Origin of the sequence: Paenibacillus sp. L3-i20, from assembly GCF_022180385.2 — a bacterium.
Taxonomy (GTDB): Bacteria; Bacillota; Bacilli; order Paenibacillales; family Paenibacillaceae; genus Pristimantibacillus.
In genome coordinates, this window is the sequence record NZ_BQME02000002.1 from 933315 (window position 1) to 957809 (window position 24495).

The following is a 24495-nucleotide window of genomic DNA, read 5'->3' on the forward strand; positions in this document are numbered from 1 at the left end:
TCCTTTAGTTAAGCTTGATTATAGTATCAAGTATTACCTAACGTTACAGTCAAGGAGTTTATTTTCGATTAATAAATAATGAATGATCTACCCGCTTCCTCCATACAATGAATGGTTAGTAAGAAAGGGGGTGAATCGTATGAAAAAAAGTTTATTAATCTTATTCATTGTGTTTTTTGCTATGAGTTCAAGTGTATCCGCAAATGTGGAAACGAGTAACGTTTCAGTAAGCACCTATGGCCATTATCATTTGCACGTTGATCTTTGGAGTTATGCGAATGATTCCGTCAGTATCGTTATTTACTCCAAAAACGCTAGTAATCAATTAACCGAAGTATATAGAACATACATTAATTTGAATCAAAACACATATAGTTTTCATCAATTAAGCGTTGGTTATTTGAATCCAGGAAATTATGTTGTCGAAGCCAATTTTAATGCACTTGGCGTTTTGGACTTTGCTTCTTTACAACAATACTAGTATTGTCCCATCAGACGATAGCAGCAACTACCTAACCCGCCTCGTTTACTACTACTACTAACGATAGTATTCAAAAAGGTACCCTTAACGTAAACACTCTTTTAAAGAGTGCAGTTAAAGGGTACCTTTTTTTGTTTTTATTATAAACTTTGTTTAGCTAATTGTTCGATAATAATGTTAACTATTCTGTTAATTAATTGAATTAGCGACTTATCGGCAACGAGTAGTAACCAAATGCTTGATCCAATAAGGCACTTGCTTCTTGACGCTTCAAGAGCTCTTTGGAACGGAAGTCTATGGTAGCATCTGCATTGATCTTCGTATCCGGATCTATAATACCTTGGGAGACAAGAGCCTTAATAGCTTCAACTGCCCAAACATCCGTTTCACCAATCAATTTAACGTCAGTTCCAGGCGCTGCTTGCTTCAGATTCTGAATCATCACCGCTGCCATTTGTCTAGTGATAGGAGAATCCGACTCGTAGGCAGGCAGTCCGACCTTCATCCCCTTCTTATTCATCTCCACCGCATAAGGCATGTTTAGCCACCCATGTGCGCGGAGCAGTACATCTGAAAACTCTCCCTGCGTCATTGTTCCTTCTGGATCAAAGAGATTAGCTGATTTTCCGCTCATTACTTTCAGAGCATGAAGATTATTAATAAATGATTTATATTTACTATCCTTAGGCACGTCAGTAAATGGTGAAGTGATATTAATCTTTTGCGCATAAGCGACGAGATCAATTGCTGGATGCATGTAGTATAAATACGCAATACGACCCTCTTTATTTTTATTAAACGTCAATTTATTTCCGGATTCATCTTCAAACAATAAAGGGTGGATCATTTTTAACGTATGCTTGCCTGTAGTTCCTGTCTCCAAAACTAATTTCCCATCCGAATAGGATACTTGAGACTTTACCGCAGTAAGACGCGTGTTTTGGTATAATCCAACATAGTCTTTGGCTTGATCCTGAGTGATAGTCAAGTAGGTAGGCTTTGGAGCTTCAACTTTTTTCGGATAATAATGATTCATAAATGCCTCGTATACGTCAAGACTCATCATAGAGTCGTTACTATAGGACATATAAAATGCTGTATTCTTCTCTGGCAGGATCGCAACCAGGGAGGAATGACCTGGAACGTTACCTCCTTTTAAAATCACATGCTGATCATTCATCTTCTCTTTGAAGTATCCTTCAAATCCAATTGTAGTTATTGGAATCGTTGGATCGGCAAATACTTGATAGGTTTGCATCTGCTCGATACTCTTTTGGCTCGCGATTTCTTTACCATCATACTTTCCTTTACCCAAATGCATAATTAGGTACTTGGCCATATCATCTGCTGTTGAGACCATACTACCCTGAGGCCATTCCGTTGGAGCAAATCCTTCTAAAGGTAGCAACTCGCCTTTTGGTCCATAGTGTGAAGCCATTCTGCCCAATAATTCAGGGGTAAAGCGAACACTTGTCGATGCCATATCTAATGGTTTGAATATATTGTTCTCCATATATTGTGAATACGGCACACCCATTACGTTCTCTACTGCATATCCTGCTAGCAAGAAGCCAAAATTGTCGTAGGTGTACGCTTCTCCAGGAGGCCTAACAACAGTTGGCATGTGTGAAGCAAGATACTCCTTCATTGGAATGTCTTTACCTACATAATCAGTAGACAAATCTGTGACGATATCCGGCAAATCTACTCCACTCGTATAGGTAAGCAGGTCGAACATCGTCAGCTTTTTCCCCGATGTATTAGGAACCTTCATTCCTCCTAAATACTGCTCTATATCTTGATTTAAATCAATCTTCCCCTTATCGGCTAACTGCATAGCAGCCAATGCTGTGAATGACTTAGTAACAGATCCAATTTGAAAAACAGTATCTTTATCAACTGGGATCTTCTTGTCTTTGTCGGCATAACCGTAACCTTTATTCAGTACAACTTTCCCATCCGTAACGACCACAAAGTTAGAACCCACTGTATTAAACTTCTTCATCTTGTCCGCAAAGACGCTATCTGCAAACGCCTCTACTTCCTTAGCATCTCGCGGTCCCTCAAAGCTGGTCTTTTCAGTTGCAATTGGTACGGGTGGTACACCGCTACTTGTGGTACAGGCGGTAACTAACATAGTAGATAAAAGTAGAACAGCTAGACAGGTCGTACGAATCGTTTTCTTCATGTGTGATTTCTCCTTGTATGTTTTATTTGCCCTCATAACAACTGGCTGAACCAAGTATGGCAAAGGACTTGTCATACGGACAAGTTGCATTTCGTCATCACTATTTCGAGCCATTCCAAAGTGTCATATGACATTTTTACACTAGTATTCATGACTATGAGGGTAATAAGATGGGGCTATTCCTGTTTGAAAGGACGATAAGTCATTCATGAAACAAACGCTTCTACGATTCATCCAAAATATCTATTTCCTGCTATTCACTTTTGCAACGGGGTTGTTTTATTTCTGTTTCTATTTAGTAGGCATTGCATTAGGCCTAAGTCTATCTTTTACATTGATAGGCATTCCTTTACTTACTTTCGTATTGCGAACTACTTCTACTTTTGTCCAATATGAACGTGTTCAAACAAAGATTTATTCCGACATCACAACATTACCTTACAGGAGTAAAACAATCGTTGACGCTTCCTTTTGGAAACAAGCGAGAGAAGAACTTCTTGATCACCGCAATTGGCAAGTTATCTTTTGGTTAATGCTCAAATTCGTTATAGGTTCCGTCGCTCTTATATTCGCTGTTGTTCTGTCCGTGACACCACTAGTATTCATTTTAGCCCCGATTCTATTCTATGTATGTGATATCTACTTCTTTGGGGGGCTCATCGATACATTGAAAGAATCTCTTCTGCTTACAACAATAGGAACGCTTATTACGATCCCCTGTTACTGGTTAAGCAATTACCTTGTTAGAATAATGGGTATATACACTCGTCTAATAATAAAAAATTTGAGTAAATAGCAATCTATTCTATACTAGTAAAGAAACGAAGAGAAACCGAAGTGTTATTAGGGGATGATTAACTTGTTTGAAATGGTAAAACAATGGTTCTGGTATGAATGGGCGATGCTTGTCATTCGTCTTATTTTTGGTGTATCGCTCATATTCACGATGTTTCAGTCACATGATCAAATACCTATGCCAACATGGGGGTTGTTATTATGGCAGCTTATCGCTTTTTCTGTTCCATGGTTGTGTTTACAGCTTAACTATAAATACTATCTGATCTCTGAAGTATTCATAACTGGCGGATTAAGCCTATACTTAACATCATTAATTCCAGAAGCTTACCTTTCTTTTTTAGTTACCACCTTTTTGATTGCTGCTAATAGTGTAGCTAAGTACTATCGTTGGTCAGGACCAATTACAATTATTTGTATCCCCCTGCTCATCCATGTGATCTCTGATCAAAGTGACATATTGATTGTAATCATTCATATTGGAATAGCTTATGCGTTCGGGTTTGCCTTTCATCTGCTTGTGGTGAACCATCGTCAAAGTGAAATCATTCGAGAACAGAATACCGTCTTGGAACAGTATTTAACTCAAATTGAGCGTATTACATTAGCTGAAGAACGTAGTCGTCTTGCAAAAGATCTTCATGATACGATAGGCTTCTCCTATACTTCGATCATTATGGGAATAGAAACGCTCCGGCCAGAGCTTTCAACAGAATCAGGAGAACAAAAGCTAGACCCGCTGCTAAACTTAGCACGTAAAAATTTAGAAGAAACAAGGGGCTATTTGCATCAGATGGAATCCCCGCTCGAGAAGCTTTCGCTGCTAGAATCGCTACAGCAACTTGCTCAAGATTTTCAAAATCATACAAAAGTGAACGTTCGTATTAGAGTATTGGGAGAACAATATCTGCTACCTAAGGGCGCTAAACTAACATTCTACCGTTGTTTGCAAGAATCGTTAACAAATGCAGTTCGTCATGGACAGTCTACCAAAGTAGTCGTTACTCTACATTTTGAGGAGCGACAGATCAGATTGGAAGTACAGGATAATGGCAGCGGAATGGCTATCCAACAAGAAGGCTTTGGTCTTAACGCGATGAAAGAACGTGCTAAGAATTTACAAGGACAAGTATCTGTATTTACCGAGCTAGGCCAAGGAACCGTCATTGTTTGTACGCTGCCGAGACAAATCGACCTGCCTGATGAAGTCATTCGCTTGCTCGTTGTCGACGATCAGCCATTTATACGCGAAAGTTTACATAATATTTTGGAGGTACACAAGGATTTACATGTAGTAGGTTTGGCTGAGGATGGTCAGCAGGCAATTGAGCTTTGCGAGCAGCTTAGCCCGCAATTAGTGCTGATGGATTTGGACATGCCCAACATGGACGGTATTTCAGCATCAAAGATAATTAAACAGAAGTGGCCAAATACGTTTATTCTCATTCTTTCTACATTTCAAGATACTGAACAGGTCCTTGAAGTTCTGCGTAGTGGAGCCGATGGATACTTGCTTAAATCGATAGAGCCTCGATTGCTTGCAGAGAACATTCGCATTGTTTATCGTGGAGGCACTCTGATCGATCAAGATATCTCCCATAAACTGTTTGAACAACTTGAAGCAGAAAAAGAATCGGTCGAGATCAAAACGAATACAGCATTTGATTTGAGTCCACGCGAGTTAGAAATTTTGCAAATGGTGTCCAAAGGTCTTCGTTACAAAACGATTGCTTCTAAATTATATTTATCTGATGGTACTGTACGAAACTACGCTTCAACCGCTTACATGAAGCTAGGTGTGCGTAACCGAGAAGATGCAGTGCAAAAAGCATTGGACGCGGGTCTTCTATAGTTTTATTTGAATGATGTAAGCAGTTTTCAAGGGATGGTTCCTGTATGTAAAAGGAATCATCTTTTTTTATATTCTGATTAGAGATTGGATGACAATCAAAGTTAGTGGGATACATCTCGATTCCCCAATTAGATGCTTTAGTACTAAAACAATTCAGAACCTCATATTTTTTCTCGTCACGCACAAAAGTGTTAGCACCTGTAACCATGTATATGCAACATAAATTTTTAATAACTAGCTATTAAGCCCTATTCACTGTAGAATACGGTGTTATTTATTGATTAATCTGATTATCTCGATGCATATGTATGGTGTGCGATTAAATGTAACATTTTACCTATTTCAATTCATGAAAGCGATTGCTATATTCTTGTTGTAGAAAAAAACTTCTTCCGAGTGAAGCAACAACCATAACATCTTTGAAGGGTGGTGGTTATCTTCGCCTAATATTCATTACATTTGCATCGTTTTGCTTGAATCGGTATGTCAGTTCGATTTACGGGTTTGAAACAACTGATTGCAAAAAAATGACGATGGAGGGATTATTAATGTCTACTTTACGTTTGTCTTCTTCAAAGCAGTTTAAGCTATTCATTGTATTTAGCATCATGTTTTCACTTGTGTTCGGTATTTCAAGTACAGTGTTCGTTAAAAAAGCTTCCGCCCATGGAAACGTTACGAATAGCCGAGCGGCATTATGTGCCAGTGGGCAAAATCAGAATTGTGGTCAAATCATATATGAGCCGTACAGCTTAGAAGGACCAAAAGGCTTCCCAGCAGCCGGTCCTCCAGATGGGAAAATTGCAAGTGCTAACACTTGGTTCACACAGCTTGATCAACAAACATCTACTCGTTGGTCAAAAGTGAACATAAGCGCTGGATCATACACCTTCAACTGGTCTATTAAAGTTCCTCACGCAACGACTAGTTGGAAATACTATATGACAAAGCAGAACTGGGACCCTAATGCTCCACTATCTCGTGCTTCCTTCGATCTAACTCCGTTTTGTAGTGTATCCTCCGGCGGGGCTCAGCCTGGCGGATCTTATTCCGACACTTGCAATATTCCCAGCCGAACAGGATACCAAGTAATTTTAGCAGTATGGGAAATCTACGATACAAATAATGCGTTCTACAATGTCATTGATGTTAATTTTAGCGGTGGTAATAACTCAGATACTGTCGCTCCTTCAACTCCATCAAGTGCTGCATCATCCAATATCGGCACGACAACGGCCACTATCTCTTGGGGTGCTTCTACCGATAACGTAGGTGTTTCTGGATACCGAGTCTTTAATGGCACTAACCAAATCGCAACAACAAACGGTGCAACTTCAGCTAATCTTACTAATCTAACGGCTAACACAACGTACAACCTTACGGTTAAAGCGTTCGATGCAGCAGGTAATGTTTCAAATGCGAGCAATACTGTTACATTCACTACTCTTCCAGTAACTGGACCAGATACTTTACCGCCTTCTGCACCTTCCAGCCTCCATGTTATGGGCACAGCAACCTCGACATCTGTACCTCTAATGTGGAATGCATCAACTGATAACGTAGGGGTCAAGGAGTATCAAATATTCCGTGGCAGTACGTATGTTGCAACAGTACCAGCAACTTCTTTACAATATACGGTTACGAATTTAACGGCAAATACTGCGTACTCCTTCACAGTAAAGGCACTTGATCATGCAGGCAATGTATCAGCAGCAAGCAATGTCCTTAACGTGACAACACCTGCAGCACCTGTCGGTTATCCTGCTTGGAGCGCAACAACCACTTATGTAGCAGGAAATAAAGTTACACACAACAACGTCAACTATGAAGCAAAATGGTGGACGCTTAACGAAACACCAGGCACTTCAACTGCTACTGTTTGGAAAGTTATACCATAATCTTTAAGTGCTAGAAATCTTTAAGTAAATAATAATAAACGAGAATACAAAAAAAGACGACTCTCATCCCTGAAAATAATGGGGTAGTCGTCTTTTTCTCTATATCGTATTTTTTCAATTCAGACGTTCATTTGATGAAATCATTATTCCTAGGCAATTTACGTCTTATGCTGTAAAATCTCATTGCTGCAGGAAGTCCACTAATTTCAAGAACACCATCATAAATCAGCTCTCTAAGTCGGTACTCAAAATAAGAATCACCAATATACTGGTCGCAATAAGCAATAGCCTCACCGATTAATCGGGTTGCTCTTAAGAATCCATTTTCACCAGCTGGAGTCTTAAGATGGTCTAACTTCTCCAGTAAATATTGGTCATAATAATCAGCTGACACCCCAATTACTGCGCCTTCCTTCCATATTCGCAACATTTCTTTTTGTTTAGTGATTGATTGCCATTGTTGCACCAATTGCGTAATGTCGGCGCTACCCAGCTCAGAGCTGTCGTCCATTCGAAGAAGTGCTTCCTGAAGGTTAGTAGAAGAGATTTCACCCGAATGTAAATAGTCAACTTTGGCATTCGATCCGTTACTCAGCTTTTCGCAAATATTACAAGCATCGTATATGGCAATTTTATTACGCTTGTTACGAAGTAGGTTTAATGCATGACGCATACCTGCCTGCTCGCATACGTTACTGCTGGCCCATATAATTACTTTTGCCCCTTCGGGAATGCTCGCAATCTTTTTCACAAGCTCAATGTACTCTTCTTCTATTTCAGTATACGCTGTAAAAGCATCTACAATATTATTGCGAAACCAGTCGCTACGGGCCTTTCTACCCTTTGGTAAGTCCACATCAATTAGGGGGCCAATCGAATAATTTTCTTCAAATATAATTACTTTATGATAATGCGCCCAATCCAATTGCTTTAGCGCTTGCTTCATACTACCTGCAAAAGAATGACCGATAACAATGTGTACGTGCGTACAGTCGGGTACTGGGGTCCAAAATGCTCTTTTTTCTTGAATTCCCATCAATTCGTCGTAAAGCTCAATCAAATCGGTAACTTGCTTTTGTTGCGGTTCATCAAGCTCCTTCAATTGCGTAATACCGGATAAAACAAAACTCAAATATGACTTCATTTCCTCGTTACTTAAACCATCGACAGCCTTTTTGATTGCTAGTATGTCTTTCAATTACGTCTCTCCTTCTTCATAACAACCGTTATCAATTCACTTTAGCCCCATGAGAAAGTGAAAACAATACAGATTGCTCTTTATCCATCCTCAGACCTGTAATAGTGAACGTTTTGAAATCGACCCCTTCCATTTTGGCCCCTCTTATATCAGCTCCTTGCAGCTTGGCTTTTGAAAGTATGGCCCTGGTCAGATCAGAATCTCGCAAATCAGCCTTTTCTAAATTAGCTCCAGACAAATCTGCTTCAAAAAACTTAATTCCTCGTAAATCCTGCTTCACTAATCGTGTATTTCTCAAATTCGTATACGACCAGTCTCCTTGTATAATTGTGATTCCATCCATCGACGAAGAAGTGAAATCCGACCCTGTCATTTTGCAGGATTCAAATTTTGAAACAAAAAGATTAGCTCCGTTAAAGTTGCAATTCTCAAACGCTGATTCCTTATGAATAGAGCCATTTAACAATGCCCCACGAAAATCACATTCAATAAAGCGACACTCTTTGGACGATATTTCCTCTAATGAACCGTGAGAAAATGTACAACGATTAAATGTGCATCTCACTAGTTCACCGAATCTTAAATCTTGAGTGCCAAAGTCAATTTCCGAATAATTTTGATTGCTGTGCTGAAACATAAGTTGCCTCCACTATCCTTCTTTTTTTCTTATAGTATTATCATTTTAATATAGCATATAGGAGTCAAGCACCGTTTAACGATAACTAAATGTCAAGGGTAATATTTTTAATTTACAACTCTCACACTGTACAGCAGCTTAATCAATAAGAATCTGCAAATCGAGAAATTGCAAATGGAGTAGTATCATGCTCTGATTTCCCTTTTATAATGAGGTCCGTCAATATCTCGCCTACGACGCTAGCAAACTTAAATCCATGTCCAGAGAAGCCGCCGGCAATTACTATATTGGAATGGAGCGGATGGCGGTCGATGATAAAATCTTCGTCTGGTGTCATTTCGTATTTACACACGGCTCCTTTAAGAACCTTGCCTGCTGCCCGTGGGAAAAATGATTCCAAAGCTGCTCGAAGATCAAGTTCGTCAGCGGGGTAATGTCCGTATGGCTCAAATCGATGATCAGGACTCCAGAGTTGTCCCGCATCGTGTCTGCCGATTTTGACACCTGAGCCATTAAAGCTAGGAAAACCGTAAAAGCCTTTTTCACCATCTCCAATTGTGAATCCAGGGAACTGTTTGTAGTCAAATAAGGATTCTTCCGCTTCAAACCACGCTACTGCTTTGCGGAGCGGTCTAATAGGAAGCTTAATGAAATGTGATGCAGTATCGAACCAAGCTCCCATACTCATTATGAGTTTTGCAGCTCTGAATGATCCTTGATTCGTAGTTACAGTTACATGGTTGTTATCTGACTCAATGTTTGTAATAGTTGTATTCGTAAGTAAAGAAGCACCGTGGAGCAATGCTTGATCTCGATATGTTTGGACAACCTTTTCACTAAACAAAAAGCCTGCCTCCGGTTCGTATAATCCAGCATAATGATCAGGGACATGTATTCCGTTCCATCGACGCTGAATTTCGTTTGCATTCAAAATTTCGACTCGTATATGATGACTATTCGCATGATCGAGCTTTTCTTTAAGGACTTGGGAACCAGTTGCCCCCATATTAAGTACACCTGAACGAATAAGCAAAGGAGTACCACTTACTTCCTCTAGATCTCTCCACAACTGGTCAGCTCGAATGGCCATTTTCGTATAGGTGTGATTTCCAGCATAAACATGCCGCATAAGACGTGTATCTCCATGATGGCTTCCTGATGAGTGTGGCGGATCGAAAGCATCAATTAGCAGCGTTTTTACACCTTGTTTCGCTAAGTAATATCCTGCGCTCATTCCCATCGAACCTGCGCCTGCAATAATAATGTCATAATTCATCCATACACCCTCCTAAGCTTAAGCGATTCGTAGAGCATATTAATATGTCTACGCAAAAAAAATAGTAAAATTTACTAATTAGTCCATAGCTTAATTGCGAGCTGCTTTAATGTCAATAGTTTAGTCAATGCTGTTTTTCACGCAAAAAAAGAAGCTGATCATACTCAGCTTCCCTTGGAGTAGTTATTTCAATAAACATGAAAATAAGCATTGGCTTTGATTTTAGTTATTATCATACTTAGCCATATGGTCAATTCCGATTTTCACCAGAATACCTCCGCCGACCATCGTTATTGACAAAATGATCATATAAACCATTAGATCATCACTCCTTTAATTGTTACGATATTGTTTTCCTTGTCTTTATGTTAAACAACTTTACTTAAGTGGGAACCATCCAATTTCACTTAATATATGACCATCCATTTGCTAATTTGCTCTTCTTCCCATCCAATTCGCACAGTCTTGACACATTCAGTGCTTAATCAATGTTATGATAGGAGTAAATGCTTATAAGCTTTTGAGTTTGGGGAGTTGAAACGATGTGGAAACCGGACCGTCTTTCCAAGACGCCTATATATGAACAAATCTCAGAACATTTGCAACTAAAAATATCTCAGGGTGAATATCCTCCAGGCAGTATGCTACCTGCAGAGAGAAAATTAGCCGAGCAACTAGGCGTTAACCGAAGTACAATTGTTCAAGCTTATGCTGAACTCAGATCTACAGGAATGATCGATAGTCGAACCGGTAGCGGGACAAGCGTCAGCTTAACGAAGTGGGGAGCAAATCCAAAGCAACCACCCGATTGGGGAAGTTATGCAGACAGCGGGAGCTTCCTTCCTAATGTCCCTTTTCTGCGAAAAATACGAGAAATGCTTAGCGTCCAGGAGGAATTAATTGATTTTGCGAGTGGTGAGCTTTCTGCTGAGCTATCGCCCTCTCAAGAGATTACGGCACTGATGCAAGAAAATCAATTTTCAGGATATTTGGGATATGATAATCCGCAAGGATATAAACCGCTTAGAGAAGCGCTAGTGACCTATCTAGAGAAATATAGAGGTATTCGGACGTCCGAATCATCGATCCTTATTACTTCTGGCTCACAGCAATCGATGTTTTTAATTACAAAATGTCTTTTGTCGCCGGGTGATGCAGTCGCAATTGAAGATCCTTCCTATTGTTATTCATTACCAATGTTCCAATCTGCTGGTCTGAGATTATTCCGACTTGCTGTTGATAAGCATGGAATAAATCCGGAAGATATTCGTACGTTGTATAAGAAGCACCGAATAAAGATGGTATTTTTGAATCCAACCTATCATAACCCGACAGGAACTGTGCTTGATGACCAACGTCGTAGCCAATTGCTAGATATAACAAGCGAATTAGGACTTCCTATTGTAGAGGATGATCCGTTCAGCTTAACATCTTATGATGGAATAGCACCCCTCCCATTCAAATCGATGGACCGCATGGGTTCAACTCTTTACGTTGGTTCATTTTCCAAAATCGCTGCTTCCGGACTTCGTATCGGATGGATGGTAGCACCTCATACTATCGTAGAAAGATTGACAGATGCGAGGCAACAGATGGATTTTGGATTAAGTGTTATTCCCCAACAAGTAGCGGCTTTGTTTTTGGAGTCAGAACGATTTGAACCTCACTTAGAGCGATTAAGAATGAATTTACGTTTTAGACGAGACATCATGATCGAAGCGTTGCAGAAAGAACTACCCGGTTTGGTACAGTTTAATGTCCCCGATGGTGGGCTACATTTGTGGTGCAAGCTTATTCCTGAAGTTAATGATAATAAGTTGTTTGAATCAGCTATTAAACAAGGTGCCATATTTGTACCAGGCAGTGTGTATGGTTCGGATTCTGGGTTCGTTCGATTTACGTTTGCAAGACCAAAAGTAAATGAGATTGGCCCAGGTATTGATAAGTTCGCTAAGGCACTGCGGGAGATAGTAAACCTATCGTTATAATTTATGCAAAAAGGACACCCTTTAACGTATTTCTACGTAATAGGGTGTCCTTATTTTTGTTCTATTCCTTCAATTGTCTCTTCTTACCTCGAAAGTTGTTAGCAGCAACACCAATGAGCAATGCCCAGACCGGAGCAGATATACCAAGCAATTCTATATTCATTACGGCAACGGCAAAGGTCAATATAGCAGGTACGTTCCAGCTTTTCAGAGAAAAAGTAGATTTAGCGCTGTTAATAAAAATACCGAGCAAAGAAAATCCTGTTATTAAGGCTACAAAATGTGAAGGCATCATTTGAATGAGGGCAATGACCTTCCATGCTAACAATCCAAAACAAATAACGAAGACGCTTGAAACAATTGCAGCCCAATACCGTTTTTCTTTGAGACCTGCATCTTTACTGCTGCAAAGTGCGCTCATCATTCCTCCGACGTTCGCTGCATGACCCCCAAAAAATCCTACAATCACATTTGCTACACCAGAAGCTATCATTGTCTGGTTCACCGGAGGATCATATTCATTACTTTTTAGTGCAGCAAGTCCAACAGCCAAATCATTGCTCATGACAAGTAGTGAAAGCGGGATTGCGATCGAAAAAAGTGCTGATAATGAAAAATCAGGTAGGACTGGAACGGGTAACATAACCGCCGAGCTTACCATTTGTGGAAAGTCGTATTCTATAAACAATCCAGATAGACCAAGAATGAGAGCCCACATTGCAGGTGGCAAAATCTTAGTTATCTTTGGTACTAAGAAAAACCCTGCTAACGCCATAAGTCCCGAAATTGGCATGTGGGCAATTGACGGAGCGATGTTAAGTACATAAGGAACAAGTAATCCTGTCAGTAGTGCATCTATTATCGACTTTGGCACCCAATTCAATGCTTTGGCAAATAATCCGGTATACCCCGCTATCAGTATAATAACTCCAGACATTACGAAGCCACCGGCTAATTCGGAAAAAGTGAAGTTTGCAGCAATCGTTCCTATAAAAGCTACTGCAGTTATGGAGTGGGCTCCAGCGAATGGCATTTTATATCGAAGTGCCAAAAATAAATTAAGTGCTCCCCCAATAATATAAACCGCTGCAAACCATGAAATAAGTTCGGCTCGGGGTAACCCGGCCATTTCTGCTGCTTGTACAACTAATATTGCTCCGCCTGTACAGGCTAGTAAGGCTGACATCATCCCTGCTGTTATGTTTTTTATACCCATTGCTGTCCTTTCAGGGGCGAAATCAACCCGTGTCATTAACGTTATTATTCCCATAATGTTATAGCAATTTCACAGTGATTTAACCATCCAATTTTAAAGAATGAATGCCATCCAAAACTATGATATAATTGCATTAAATCTATATTTAATGCAACTTCAATTGTAAGCGCAGAAATGGACGTGAGATGGTGACTAATGTGCAAGATCAATACGAAAAAGAGAAACAATTGTTTACAATTTATATGAAAGACAGGGAATATTCCAAGGATACCCAAAATGCCTATCTTCACGATCTTAAACATTTTTTGAATAATCTTTATGGGAAAGAAATTACTGAGGTAACGAATTTGGATGTAATGAGTCATTTAACGAAAGTGCGTGAATCAGGAGCGGGCGCTCGATATCGGAATAGATGTCAATCGGCAATCCGGTTGTTTTATAAAGTAATGATTAAATTTAATGTTGCTACCTCCAACCCTGCTATGGATATCGAAAAGGCAAAAGTAGACAAAAATAAAAAACCAACGTATTTGGAAAAGGATTTACTAGACTCCTGTACACAACTTGTAACTGGAAAATATCAGATTCGTGATGTTACTATCGTTGCACTTATGGCGTATGCTGGGCTACGTGTCAGTGAAATTGTGAAATTAAACGTCATGGATGTGAGTGGGTCTACAATCGGGGTTCGTGGAAAAGGTGATAAATGGCGCTACATCCCTCTTCCCTCCGAAATTATTGAGTTGTTGGCTGTTTATCAAGCTGAGCGGATTGAACCACGTAATAAAAAGGATGAACATGCCCTATTCGTCTCACAATTTGGCCGTCGTATCAGTAAACGAATGGTTCAGAATATAACGGAGAAAACGTTTGAGACGCTTATTAAGGAGAATCCTCAGCTCAAGGGGATTCAGTTATCGTCGCATAAATTGCGCCATTCATTTGCAACGGACTTGCTGCGTAATGGCGTTGATTTAAGGGCTGTTCAGGAGTTGCTTGGTCATGAAGACATATCTACGACGCAGATTTATACGCATGTATTAGATGAGACGAAGCAACGAGCAATGAGTAAGGTACGGCCAGCACTGCCCTCTTTCGAAAAGGTTAAAAAAGTGCAATAGCATTTTTTTAACCTTTTTTTGTGGGAATTATTCAAATGGAAGGAAAGAGTGATTGGTAAATTATAAAAATCAACAAATTATGTTTACATAATAATAATTACGTAATCTATATAGTGAATTGTTCAAGATTCTGCTTTCAATCTAATATATAAGTTTACATAAACATTATTATGTTCTTTCATTGCGACTCTTCTTATTCAATTTTCTAGAGCTTATCAAGACAACATTCGTTAGATCTTGTGGGTCACCTCCAAAGCGGCATAACAAGCAAACTCTTATCCACGATCTGCTGTCGCTATCTGAAAAGTTACTTGTGAATTGACTAGCCACCACTATGAAAGAGACCTCCATGGAATGAGCGGTACTTATATAATAGAGTAAAGATTCGATAGTACTAATTAAGAAAGCGGAGGTTAAACAATGAGAACAATTCATACGATGACAATTATTCTAGTGCTAGCGATTATCACAATTGGTTGTTCGAGCACTCGGCCACTTCCTTTAACAAAACAAGAAGTTAATAATTATATAGTTGAACAAGCCATAAATGAAGTTGCTGTTGAAATGATAGGTGAAATAGCGGTTATTCTATTTATTGACGAAATGGCAACTGGATATCATTTGCTTTATAAAGATGATGAAGGTGTTATTCAGGATCAAAAATTAATAGCGATTGGGGATTCTCAGAATACGTTCCCTGTTCTTTTATCGGGATCAGCCACTTCATACCCTTTTGTTACAGTTTTAATAAATGATGAAGTTATATTAAAGTCCGCTTCCTCAGTAGAAGTAACATTCGAAGATGGAATTAAAGTTCGAAAAAAGATGATTGGAAAAGGTGCAATTATTCCATACGTGGAAAAAATCGATGGACATATGAGTTCTTCGGAGGTTGTTATATTTGACAGTGAAGACAACGTCTTATACGCTTCTCTCTCTGACTAACTTTATATAATATAGATTACGTATTTTTAATAAAGTAACCTATATTCAATTAGTTTTCATAACTATAATTACTTGTTCATTATAATAAGGGAAATCCTCATAGGGTTATCAACAAAAAATACGGTTTTACAACGTTAAGAAAATGACATATTAAAACCCTCAATTTCTCAATACTATTATTGAGAAATTGGGGGTTTTCGTATTCTTGTTTCACTTCTTAGCTTTGATAATAATATTCATCAAAACATTCTTTCGACTTTAGTTTATGCTTTTTCTAATTGATTTCTTTTTTCAAGCGCTTTTACCAATTCCTCACCCAATGCTTCAGATGAAAATGGATCGCGTCCAGTTACTAATTGATCATTGCCCCATACCACTTTTTCTTCTAACGTATACTCTGCTATCATTTTCATTTCACCTTCTAGACTAAATGGTAAAATGTCAGAAAGTCCTGCTGGTTCGTGAGCCTCTGGAAAGCCTGTTACTTTCAAACCAGCAATGATACTTTTACCATCAGGGCGTTTTGTCCAAATTAAAGGAGCAGGTCCATGACAAACGGCAGCAACAATGTCCCCATTGTCATAAATAGTATTAATAATAGTATGAAGTTCTTCATTTTTAGCTAGGTCGTACATAGCACCATGACCACCAACGACCAAAATTGCTTCGTATTCGTTTGGATTCACTTCAGAAAGAATTTTTGTATTATCCACTCTTCCCGATTCATACAATTCTTTATATTTACCTTCAGGGTCAAACTCTTTACTAATACTATTTTTGTCGATTTCAGATTTACCACCTAAAGGTGAAGCTACATCTACTTGATGACCCGCCTTCTCCAATTGCTCCATCGGTGCAAATAATTCTTCACCCCACCAACCAGTTTCATAATTGTTTTCTACATCTTTAAATCCACTTGATAATACTGCTAATACTTTAGCCATTTTGAATTCCTCCATTATTTTAATATGATGTTCCAACTAAAATTATTTTATTAAGAGGGTTAATTTATTCTTTGTAAACTACGCATTCTCCCTCGATCATAACTCTTATTTCAATTACCTTGCGCTAATTCTATACCGATTTAGCAATATTTATTAATATGCAATCTTTCTCTCCTTAAAATTTATTTGTCGATAAACTTGAACAATTTCATTCTATACGTTAAAGTACACTTTAACGCAAGTGTAAATAATAGTTAAATTTTAGGAGTTGGTTAAAATAAAGCTTTATTCTATTAATGAAGTATCCGCTTTAACAGATATTCCCTCATCCAAGCTCCGTTATTATGAAAAAGAAGGTTTGTTACCTTTAATTCAAAGAGATAAAAATGGAATAAGACTATATAATGAAACAGATTTGGATTGGATTCAGTTTATTAGAGCGCTTCGTTCGACAGATATGTCTATCGCCAACATTAAAAGATACGTTCGTTTATTTAGGGAAGGCAATGATACTGTTCAAGAAAGAAAAGAACTAATTCAAGATCACAAGAAGAACGTAGAATTAGAAATTGCGGAGAAGCAAAAACATTTAAAACGGTTAGAACGGAAAATAAAATATTATGATGCCATTGAGAGAAGGATAGAAAGAATGAAGTTTTAATAATGAAAGTTAACATTAGTCTTGAAGGAGATACTAGGCTTTTCATGACTCAAATTAAAAAGCCTCCAAAACACGCTTAACGTGAATTTGGAGGCTGATCTTTTATTTGCTTAGCGATTTTACTCATCTAACCCTCGTGACGCATCTTAACTTGCAGTTGGTTCATCTGCGAAAAGGACAGCTGGACCATTCATTAGTGCCCTAGCGATTGGGACTCGCTGCCTCTCCCCACCTGAAAGCTTATCTGGATATGCGTGTAGTCGATGAGATAATCCCATCTTATTGAATAATTCTGCTGCTCAGTTGGTCGTTTTAGTCTTTTCTATTCCAGATAAATGGGCTACTAACATCAATTGTTCGTGTACTTTCAAGTATGGAATTAAGTTTGCACTCTGAAATATAATTCCAATTTTTCGAAGGCGCAATTCAGAAAGTTTTTGCTTACAATTCTTTCAGTATGACTGAAACAGAAAACCCATTAAAAAAACAAAATGACCCGCTTAGGGTCACTTTTCCAAAATCGTTTAAGGAAGTTTTTGAATGAACACAGTGTAATTTAACAGACAATCGATTCTTGTTAACATAATTATAATTACGTTATGAATTAAAATGTTTTATACGAATAGGCAAACGTTTATATAAAAGCTATCAGAATTGTAAAATAACCGACTATTATGAATAGATTTAGAGCACATAAAATGTTACTCTTAGCCCTATATGCGAATAAGAAGCCTAAATAACCAAATGGAATTGCCAATAGTGAATTAGAAAATCCAAGCTCAAGCACAATACTTCTAATTATTATTGATGAGCCCATTATAAAAAATAGAATTGAAAGAATACGTAGGTTTTTCATAGTAGCTCCTTATATGTAATTTAGTGTATTATAACTCAAAACTCATGAGTATATCGACATATTTTTCTGGCACTTACGAATGAAATTTTTGAATGAGCTGAAGACTATCTACATAAAGTGAACATTATTAAGCAATTCGCATCATTCATTTACCTATTTCACAACATCTCTTCTATTAATTATAGGGCAATCAAAAATTAAGTTTACATAATTAAAGTTATGTTTAATAATTCGAAATCTCAGCCGTGTTTGTCACATCAATAAAGGTTGGCTGCATTAATCGCTTATGGGTTATTAAGTTGACTTTATACCAAAATATGTCCTTTTTCTTGGCATAGACCAGTCATGTACCACATTCCTTTAAATAATTTTTCTAAAAGAAGGTTTCCATTCTGTCAAATCCTCATAAACAAACGTTATATTATCACATATTTTATCTGCAACTTCGTACATATGATTTATATCATTAGCCGTAAATAATATGTATCCTTTGCGCCCAGTACCGTCTACGATAATTGGTATTGTGTCGCCCTCTTTTACTAATAGATCAATTAATACGACTTCGGATATGTCAGCTAAGCCTTTATACTTGATTTCTTTTAAGCAACCTGGTTTTGGAATCAAGCTTAGAGACATAGCATGACATTTTGAAGGTACACATCTGAATTCATCGATAGTCCCAGTAGCTAACGCATCATAAAAGTATCCAAATTGAGATATACCGGTTGTTAGTTCTACCATTTTCCATATGTTACCTCCTCCTATCCTTACTTGAGACTCAATAATTATTGGCTTATTTTGTTTGTTTAGCTTTATCTCTGTATGTGTAATGCCTTCTTCCAATTGCATGTCATCCAAAAATAACATAACTTTCTCAATGATTAATTTTTGTTGAGATTCATCTAAAGGAGCCGGCATAATCGTATGGTTTATTATAAACGTATCTTCTTTAACTATTTCAGCTGATATAGCTAGTATTGAATGGTTTTTGTTATAAGAAACAGCTTCGACCGTATAAACGACGTCACCTTCAACATACTCTTCTACCAAAATAGGTAGTTGAATTCTGTTGTTTTTAATAAATGCTTCTACGTCATCTCCCCTGTCTAACTTAGATACTCCTTTCCCACCTGCGCCAATCGGGGGTTTTATTATAATACTATCTTTTTTGTTCAAGAAATCATCAATGTCTTTACTATTTTTGCAAACGATCGAATCTATCGAAAAGTCTTTGCCTGCTACAATTTCACGCATCATGTCTTTATTGCGGGTAATCATATTAGCGTTGTAAGAAACTCCTTTAACATTAAAAATCTTTGCAATTATGCTAGCCGTATCTAAGGCTACTTCGTTGAAAGATACAACCACATCAAACGGTTTCTCTTTGTACAATTGTTCAGCATAGTATACACACACGGGTATGTTTGTGGTGTCTATTTCTTTTTTATAGAAACACTCCTCTAATATAGTTCCATCGAAATAAATGTGTTTCGCGAAAAACCCTATATAAGATACAGTATATCCCCGATCTAAAGCATCTTGTAAAGGTTTTGTCCATCCTCCTATAAATAAAACGTGTGGTGTATGTTCTATGTCAGTTCCTTTTAATACCTTATACATCCTAATCATCTCCTCTAAATTGAACTCGTATATTCAATGTTGCTTCCTTTTAATATGCCTCGCCTTAACAAAACGATTAAACACAATGTTGTTCCGAAGCCTCCTATAAATAACGTAGTTTGAAGTCCAAATATAGAAACTAAAAATGCACTAGCAAAACTTCCTAATGCCCAAGCTCCCCAATTAAGGGTACGCTGTACAGCGTTTACTCTGCCCAACATGTGACTTGGTGTGACAAGTTGTCGTATGGTTGCGGCGTAAGGGGCAAATACACCTTCTCCCATTCCATGTATGATACTTACAGCCACAATACCGTAAACGGTTCCCAAATATCCCATTATGGGTATAAAGGACAGACCCATAACGGATACAGTAGCGCTATAAATAAGCATTTTTGTATGATTAATTTGTTTACTCTTTTTTATAAGAATCGAATTTCCTATTAAAAATCCAACCGCTGCCGAACCTACAACAAAGCCTATTTCAAGTTCAGATAGACCCATTACCTTATAAAGGAATATGACTAAAATGCTATATAGTATGTATTTAAAAAAACCGTAAACAGCGCCGCAACTTACAATCGGCTCCAATACAGGATGCCTTTTAAAATAGTTCAGACCTTCATATATGTTTTTATATATGGATTTTATATTTACATTTTTTAAAGACCCCTCTGTATGCGGTTTAAACCTTGAAATAAATAATATACACACAAAACAAACGAAATAAGTTACTGCGTTAACAGCGAATGAGCCTGTTAATCCAACTAGAATAATAACGATTCCTGCTAGCATAGGACCAATTACCATAGCAAGAGACTCCGAAAGGGCTAGCCCAGCATTACCTTTTTTTAAGTTGTCTTTATCTTTTACTATTTCTGGTAAAAAAGAAGGAATTGCAATGTTGTAAAACGTTGTGAAAAAGCCATTTAAAAACATGAGAAATATCAACGAAGGGAACGTTATATTATTTGTTACAGCCAATATGAATATTACTAATAATAAAGTGCATTGACATATGCTACTAATTAGTAAAACCTTTTTTCTATGAAGGATGTCTATCAAAGCACCGGCTAGTAATCCAAAAATGAGGTAGGGTATGAATACAATCCCACGAAGTAAGGCAGCACTCGCCTCACTTGTTTGTAGTACTTCTAATGCAAAAAGTGGCAAAGCTACTACTGTAAACTGGGTACCTAACAAACTTATAGACTGTCCTAGCCAAAGCTTATAAAAATTAATATTTTTATTTTTCATCATACAGCTCCATTAATTTATATTTATAAATTTCCAAGTTTGCGATATAAAGCTAGGGTTTGAAACCCTTCTGGCTAATAAAGAGCTCATCTTCCGAAAAATACTGTTGCATTCGTGTATAAACCATTTGATAGGCAGAGGGATGATACCAGTCTTCCATTTTCAGGTTTCTATACAACGCTTGTAAGCCCATCTTGTGTGTTCGTTTACCACCGCTGCCGTCCCCCATAAAATAATCGTCAATACATACTCGGGTAACCAAGGGTCGCAATGTTTCTGTAAATCGCTCGCTACTTGGTAATACGGGTGCGATGGCAATCTGTGTTGGAATACCGAATTCAGCTAGCAGTTGGATTGTTTTAAGTCTTGCTGAAATTGGGGGAGCGTAGGGCGAAAAATGCTTGCGAATATCTTCCCTATCGGTCTCTACTGTCATGCTTACCCTAACTTTGGTTCCCAGCTGTTGCAGCAACTTCATGTCCCTGCGAACAAGCTTTATTCATTAGCTTTTTAGGATATTTATATAACAACTCTGTATTCACCTTGTCACTCCTCTTGCATTATTCAAATAATTGGTAGTTCTACATGATTTATTTTGTTTTCGCATGAAATCACCTCCAATGAAAACTAGTATAAACCCAATATTCATCATTTGTACGGATTTGGGAATATAAGAGCAAGATTACAAAATCGAAAAAGTGCAATCTATAGAACAAGAAAAACCATTTATTAAAATTTGCGTCTACGAAGAAAATAATCTACGTAAAGGAGAGTTTCGAGAGGATTTAATGCTGACTAGATGCTCTTTAGGTTGCGAACACATCAACGGGATAAAGGTGTATATCATATCCAAAAAGTAAATAGCTAGCATGCTCGCTTAAAGAAATGAATGCATCGCTATAATGGTGTTGCAACAAAGTATTTGCTGAATTACCTGACATGGTTTCGTTACTTGGACAAATAGTTGAAACACTGCAACCTTCATGTGGCTCTTTCCGTTTCATGTTTAAATGGAAAATGATGGGGGTTGATTTCGATTAAGAAAATTATTGTTTTATATGCACTCTTTAGTATTGTGTTCCTGATTGGTTGCAGTAAAGAAACAACTGAGCAGAATAATGTTAAACATATTGAATACCTTAAGTCGTTTGGTTGGCATATTGAGGAAAAAATTAGCGAAAGAACACAAGATACAAAAAACTTTCTACCTGCAACAAACGCAGGTGTTGATTTGAAGCCGTATAATGAAATTTATATTACAACCTACTTGCTTAAGGAAAAACAAAAAACAGGAAAGAAAATATATGCTTCCATTTATCTAGTTAATGAAGATATTATTGGAGGAAACGGTCATTTAGAGACTTGGGAGCCTGGAGATTTCTCTTTGAAGGATAAAGAAAAGTTAATCAACGAAGGAATAATAATTAAATAACGTGTTCTCCTTTATTACGCTAACGAGATAAAATCCGGCTCTTTTCTTATCCAAAATTGCTTAACGTGGTTATGCTGGAGGTACAGCTTATATTAATTATTGAGCAATCGATAATTAGTTAACATAATTATAGTTATGTATCAAAATATAAGTTTCAGTCGTGTTGTCACCTCAATGAAGGTTAATATTTATAACAATGTGAATTCTCTCTGACCAATTTAACGACAAAAAAGAACCCAACTGCCGAAGGGTTCTTTCCGATTTCTATCGTTCTAAGCGCCACTGTTTCCTTATTTCCTCGACTGTAGCCAATGCCACTGTATCCAGCAAAATATCACCGGGTTTATTTGCTTTACCAAGAATATATCCTGCAAACTTCGTTCCCGTATACTCAAAAATATATTGAAATTGCTGAACAAGTGGAATCCCTTTTAAGTGTGGTTCATCATCCCCAACGCCGATAACCCAAGCTGTTTTTGTTGACAGTTTCTCTAGAAAAACCGGCTTATTTTCTCTAAGTGACTGTGACCAGCGATCAATGAACGTCTTCGTTAGCCCTGATGCACCATACCAATAGATCGGAGTTGTGAAAACAAGAATATCTTGCGCTAGTACACGTTCAATTACACGATGATAGTCATCATCCGGATAAGGCTCCTTTTCAGAATGGCGATAATCCTTATGCGGCTCAATGTTATAGTCGGATAAGTAAATCCGATCGGTTTCTAACCCTTCTACTAATCGATCTGCTAATTGCTCTGAGTTACCATTTCTGCGTGAGCTTCCATAGATTACTGCTATTCCCATTTGAGATGAACAACTCCTCTGTCTAAAAAATGCAAATTGTGTTTAACCAATTTCAATTTGTTGCTTTTTGTATTTCACTGTTAAACCATCTACAAGCTTAAAAGCTAGTTGTTTGGCTTCAAGAGGCGTATCGCCGACTGTTATGATGTACCCTAACCGGTCATCCGAGCTTTTAGGTATCGTAACTGTATCGCCACGCTTTACGGAGAAGTGTGAACGAACTATTTTTTCATGCTGATTCAATGTTTCAAGTCCTTCAATCTCTTCAAAAACTCCATCACGGTCAGCCGTTACATATACAATCGCTGCTCCTCGATGATATTTTTTTTCAATATCAATTGGTGTGTCCAAATAGTAGTTAACGGTCGCTTCAAATATATCTATGCCAAAAGCTTGCACTAATAAATCCGATGAAATATTGTCGCCGCCCGGTCTTCCATTGATCTCTATGATGCGAGCTCCCGATTTTGTAAGTTTCACTTCCACATGACTTGGGCCATTCGTAAGTCCAATTGCCTTTAGTGCTTCAAGTGCAGTATGAACGATTTCCTTCTCTTGATCCTGGTAGGTAGGTGAAGGCAACGTATGAGCAATTTCCACGAAATAAGGCAATGGCGAAGTAATCTTTTCTGTAACTGTTGAAAAAATCGCCTCCCCTTCTCTCACAAATAACTCGATGCTGAATTCTGGGCCCTCTAAATACTCCTCAATGAGATATTCATCGCGTATTGTGAAATCCATATAAGATACTTTGAACTCTACGATGATATTGATCGCTTTATGCAGTTCAGTTGCATTGTTTATAAAATAAACATTTTGGCTGCTTGCTGCATTGGTTGGTTTTAATACGACTGGATAACTAATTTCATCAGCTGCTGCCAGTGCTTCTTCAAACGTTTTCACCTTCTTGAACTTTGCGCTTGGAACATTGTGCTCCGCATAGGCTTGCCGCGCTAAATCTTTGTTTCTTGATCGCAGCGCAGCCTCGTAAGGCACTCCTCTAAGTCCAAGTCGCTCCGCTACTTTGGCCGTTAGATGCGACGCATAATCCGTCGCAGGAATAAGCGCATCCAATTTGTTCGCATAAGGTGACTGAAGTATAGCTTGGTATATCGACTCTTCATCTCGAATATCGGCTACGATTAAGTCGTGATAGATTCCCTCGTAGCCGTATTTTTGAGGATTATCCACTGATGAGACGATGGATATTACTTTATGCCCCTGTTCATAAGCAACTCTAGCGAAACTAACCCCATAAAAACTTGGTTCAACAAAAGCTACTATTTTGATCGATGACATTTTTAATCCTCCTTTAGGCGCAGTA

Annotated in this window: 19 protein-coding genes and 3 pseudogenes; 10 read left to right on the plus strand and 12 right to left on the minus strand. The window is 38.0% G+C overall.

Annotated elements, in window-relative coordinates:
* Positions 1–139: 139 nt before the first annotated feature.
* The gene (locus tag MFF31_RS17625) at positions 140–481 is read left to right on the plus strand and encodes a hypothetical protein (RefSeq protein ID WP_238189626.1); all 342 of its coding nucleotides are present in this window, start codon (positions 140–142) and stop codon (positions 479–481) included.
* Between the two features lie 202 nt (positions 482–683).
* Here MFF31_RS17625 and MFF31_RS17630 read toward each other — a convergent pair whose 3' ends face one another.
* Positions 684–2669 carry a serine hydrolase domain-containing protein gene (locus MFF31_RS17630; protein ID WP_238189627.1) on the minus strand — a complete coding sequence of 662 codons (1986 nt, stop codon included), beginning with the start codon at positions 2667–2669 and terminating at the stop codon, positions 684–686.
* 208 nt (positions 2670–2877) lie between these two features.
* Here MFF31_RS17630 and MFF31_RS17635 point away from each other — a divergent pair, with 208 nt between their 5' ends.
* The 3 genes from MFF31_RS17635 (at position 2878) to MFF31_RS17645 (ending at position 7214) form a co-directional block, all read left to right on the plus strand.
* Complete coding sequence (locus MFF31_RS17635; protein ID WP_238189628.1) at positions 2878–3465, plus strand: sensor domain-containing protein; 588 nt, start codon at positions 2878–2880, stop codon at positions 3463–3465.
* Between the two features lie 63 nt (positions 3466–3528).
* Positions 3529–5316 (plus strand): helix-turn-helix transcriptional regulator, encoded by a 1788-nt coding sequence (locus tag MFF31_RS17640; protein WP_238189629.1) that lies wholly within the window; start codon positions 3529–3531, stop codon positions 5314–5316.
* A gap of 548 nt (positions 5317–5864) precedes the next feature.
* On the plus strand, positions 5865–7214 hold the full coding sequence (locus MFF31_RS17645) for a lytic polysaccharide monooxygenase (RefSeq protein ID WP_238189630.1): 1350 nt from the start codon (positions 5865–5867) through the stop codon (positions 7212–7214).
* Between the two features lie 127 nt (positions 7215–7341).
* Here the strand turns inward: MFF31_RS17645 and MFF31_RS17650 are convergent, their stop codons facing one another.
* The 3 genes from MFF31_RS17650 to solA form a co-directional block, all read right to left on the minus strand.
* Complete coding sequence (locus tag MFF31_RS17650) at positions 7342–8412, minus strand: DUF1835 domain-containing protein (protein WP_238189631.1); 1071 nt, start codon at positions 8410–8412, stop codon at positions 7342–7344.
* Between the two features lie 31 nt (positions 8413–8443).
* On the minus strand, positions 8444–9049 hold the full coding sequence (locus MFF31_RS17655; RefSeq protein WP_238189632.1) for a pentapeptide repeat-containing protein: 606 nt from the start codon (positions 9047–9049) through the stop codon (positions 8444–8446).
* 142 nt (positions 9050–9191) lie between these two features.
* Positions 9192–10325, minus strand: coding sequence for an N-methyl-L-tryptophan oxidase (solA, locus tag MFF31_RS17660; protein WP_238189633.1), 1134 nt, complete (start codon positions 10323–10325; stop codon positions 9192–9194).
* A gap of 542 nt (positions 10326–10867) precedes the next feature.
* On the opposite strand from solA, the gene pdxR reads away from it, so the two are divergent.
* Positions 10868–12313, plus strand: coding sequence for a MocR-like pyridoxine biosynthesis transcription factor PdxR (gene pdxR, locus MFF31_RS17665; protein ID WP_238189634.1), 1446 nt, complete (start codon positions 10868–10870; stop codon positions 12311–12313).
* 61 nt (positions 12314–12374) lie between these two features.
* Here pdxR and MFF31_RS17670 read toward each other — a convergent pair whose 3' ends face one another.
* Positions 12375–13529 (minus strand): benzoate/H(+) symporter BenE family transporter, encoded by a 1155-nt coding sequence (locus MFF31_RS17670; protein WP_248565520.1) that lies wholly within the window; start codon positions 13527–13529, stop codon positions 12375–12377.
* A gap of 185 nt (positions 13530–13714) precedes the next feature.
* Between MFF31_RS17670 and MFF31_RS17675 the strand changes: the two genes are divergently transcribed.
* Together MFF31_RS17675 and MFF31_RS17680 are read left to right on the plus strand one after the other, a co-directional pair.
* A complete protein-coding gene (locus MFF31_RS17675; RefSeq protein ID WP_248565521.1) occupies positions 13715–14650 on the plus strand; it encodes a tyrosine-type recombinase/integrase in 936 nt (311 codons plus the stop codon).
* A gap of 420 nt (positions 14651–15070) precedes the next feature.
* Positions 15071–15595 carry a hypothetical protein gene (locus tag MFF31_RS17680; RefSeq protein WP_238189637.1) on the plus strand — a complete coding sequence of 175 codons (525 nt, stop codon included), beginning with the start codon at positions 15071–15073 and terminating at the stop codon, positions 15593–15595.
* Between the two features lie 263 nt (positions 15596–15858).
* On the opposite strand, the gene MFF31_RS17685 is transcribed toward MFF31_RS17680, so the two are convergent.
* Positions 15859–16539, minus strand: a complete 681-nt coding sequence (locus MFF31_RS17685) for a type 1 glutamine amidotransferase domain-containing protein (protein ID WP_238189638.1) — start codon at positions 16537–16539, stop codon at positions 15859–15861.
* Between the two features lie 268 nt (positions 16540–16807).
* On the opposite strand from MFF31_RS17685, the gene MFF31_RS17690 reads away from it, so the two are divergent.
* Positions 16808–17200 carry a MerR family transcriptional regulator gene (locus MFF31_RS17690; protein ID WP_238189639.1) on the plus strand — a complete coding sequence of 131 codons (393 nt, stop codon included), beginning with the start codon at positions 16808–16810 and terminating at the stop codon, positions 17198–17200.
* A gap of 146 nt (positions 17201–17346) precedes the next feature.
* On the opposite strand, the pseudogene MFF31_RS17695 reads toward MFF31_RS17690, so the two are convergent.
* The 4 genes and pseudogenes from MFF31_RS17695 to MFF31_RS17710 form a co-directional block, all read right to left on the minus strand.
* Positions 17347–17484 (minus strand): annotated as a pseudogene (locus MFF31_RS17695) (ATP-binding cassette domain-containing protein); the annotation flags it as partial.
* 932 nt (positions 17485–18416) lie between these two features.
* The gene (locus MFF31_RS17700) at positions 18417–19676 is read right to left on the minus strand and encodes an ATP-grasp domain-containing protein (RefSeq protein ID WP_238189641.1); all 1260 of its coding nucleotides are present in this window, start codon (positions 19674–19676) and stop codon (positions 18417–18419) included.
* Between the two features lie 14 nt (positions 19677–19690).
* Positions 19691–20932, minus strand: a complete 1242-nt coding sequence (locus MFF31_RS17705; protein WP_375541365.1) for an MFS transporter — start codon at positions 20930–20932, stop codon at positions 19691–19693.
* Between the two features lie 52 nt (positions 20933–20984).
* A pseudogene (locus MFF31_RS17710) lies at positions 20985–21425 on the minus strand (radical SAM protein); the annotation flags it as partial.
* Positions 21426–21758: 333 nt separating this feature from the next.
* Between MFF31_RS17710 and MFF31_RS17715 the strand changes: the two are divergent.
* Both MFF31_RS17715 and MFF31_RS17720 read left to right on the plus strand, forming a co-directional pair.
* Positions 21759–21890, plus strand: a pseudogene (locus MFF31_RS17715) (IS1595 family transposase); the annotation flags it as partial.
* A 69-nt stretch (positions 21891–21959) separates the two neighbouring features.
* Positions 21960–22364 carry a DUF4830 domain-containing protein gene (locus MFF31_RS17720; RefSeq protein ID WP_238189645.1) on the plus strand — a complete coding sequence of 135 codons (405 nt, stop codon included), beginning with the start codon at positions 21960–21962 and terminating at the stop codon, positions 22362–22364.
* Positions 22365–22628: 264 nt separating this feature from the next.
* Here MFF31_RS17720 and MFF31_RS17725 read toward each other — a convergent pair whose 3' ends face one another.
* The gene (locus tag MFF31_RS17725; protein WP_238189647.1) at positions 22629–23171 is read right to left on the minus strand and encodes a flavodoxin family protein; all 543 of its coding nucleotides are present in this window, start codon (positions 23169–23171) and stop codon (positions 22629–22631) included.
* 42 nt (positions 23172–23213) lie between these two features.
* On the minus strand, positions 23214–24470 hold the full coding sequence (locus tag MFF31_RS17730; protein ID WP_238189649.1) for an ATP-grasp domain-containing protein: 1257 nt from the start codon (positions 24468–24470) through the stop codon (positions 23214–23216).
* Between the last annotated feature and the right edge of the window lie 25 nt (positions 24471–24495).

Coding starts and splice junctions, on each gene's coding strand:
- MFF31_RS17725 (WP_238189647.1), bottom strand. CDS start 23,171: ATGGGAATAGCAGTAATCTATGGAAGCTCACGCAGAAATGGTAACTCA.
- MFF31_RS17670 (WP_248565520.1), bottom strand. CDS start 13,529: ATGGGTATAAAAAACATAACAGCAGGGATGATGTCAGCCTTACTAGCC.
- MFF31_RS17655 (WP_238189632.1), bottom strand. CDS start 9,049: ATGTTTCAGCACAGCAATCAAAATTATTCGGAAATTGACTTTGGCACT.
- MFF31_RS17680 (WP_238189637.1), top strand. CDS start 15,071: ATGAGAACAATTCATACGATGACAATTATTCTAGTGCTAGCGATTATC.
- MFF31_RS17675 (WP_248565521.1), top strand. CDS start 13,715: ATGGTGACTAATGTGCAAGATCAATACGAAAAAGAGAAACAATTGTTT.
- pdxR (WP_238189634.1), top strand. CDS start 10,868: ATGTGGAAACCGGACCGTCTTTCCAAGACGCCTATATATGAACAAATC.
- MFF31_RS17705 (WP_375541365.1), bottom strand. CDS start 20,932: ATGAAAAATAAAAATATTAATTTTTATAAGCTTTGGCTAGGACAGTCT.
- MFF31_RS17625 (WP_238189626.1), top strand. CDS start 140: ATGAAAAAAAGTTTATTAATCTTATTCATTGTGTTTTTTGCTATGAGT.
- MFF31_RS17685 (WP_238189638.1), bottom strand. CDS start 16,539: ATGGCTAAAGTATTAGCAGTATTATCAAGTGGATTTAAAGATGTAGAA.
- MFF31_RS17730 (WP_238189649.1), bottom strand. CDS start 24,470: ATGTCATCGATCAAAATAGTAGCTTTTGTTGAACCAAGTTTTTATGGG.
- MFF31_RS17630 (WP_238189627.1), bottom strand. CDS start 2,669: ATGAAGAAAACGATTCGTACGACCTGTCTAGCTGTTCTACTTTTATCT.
- solA (WP_238189633.1), bottom strand. CDS start 10,325: ATGAATTATGACATTATTATTGCAGGCGCAGGTTCGATGGGAATGAGC.
- MFF31_RS17700 (WP_238189641.1), bottom strand. CDS start 19,676: ATGTATAAGGTATTAAAAGGAACTGACATAGAACATACACCACACGTT.
- MFF31_RS17635 (WP_238189628.1), top strand. CDS start 2,878: ATGAAACAAACGCTTCTACGATTCATCCAAAATATCTATTTCCTGCTA.
- MFF31_RS17645 (WP_238189630.1), top strand. CDS start 5,865: ATGTCTACTTTACGTTTGTCTTCTTCAAAGCAGTTTAAGCTATTCATT.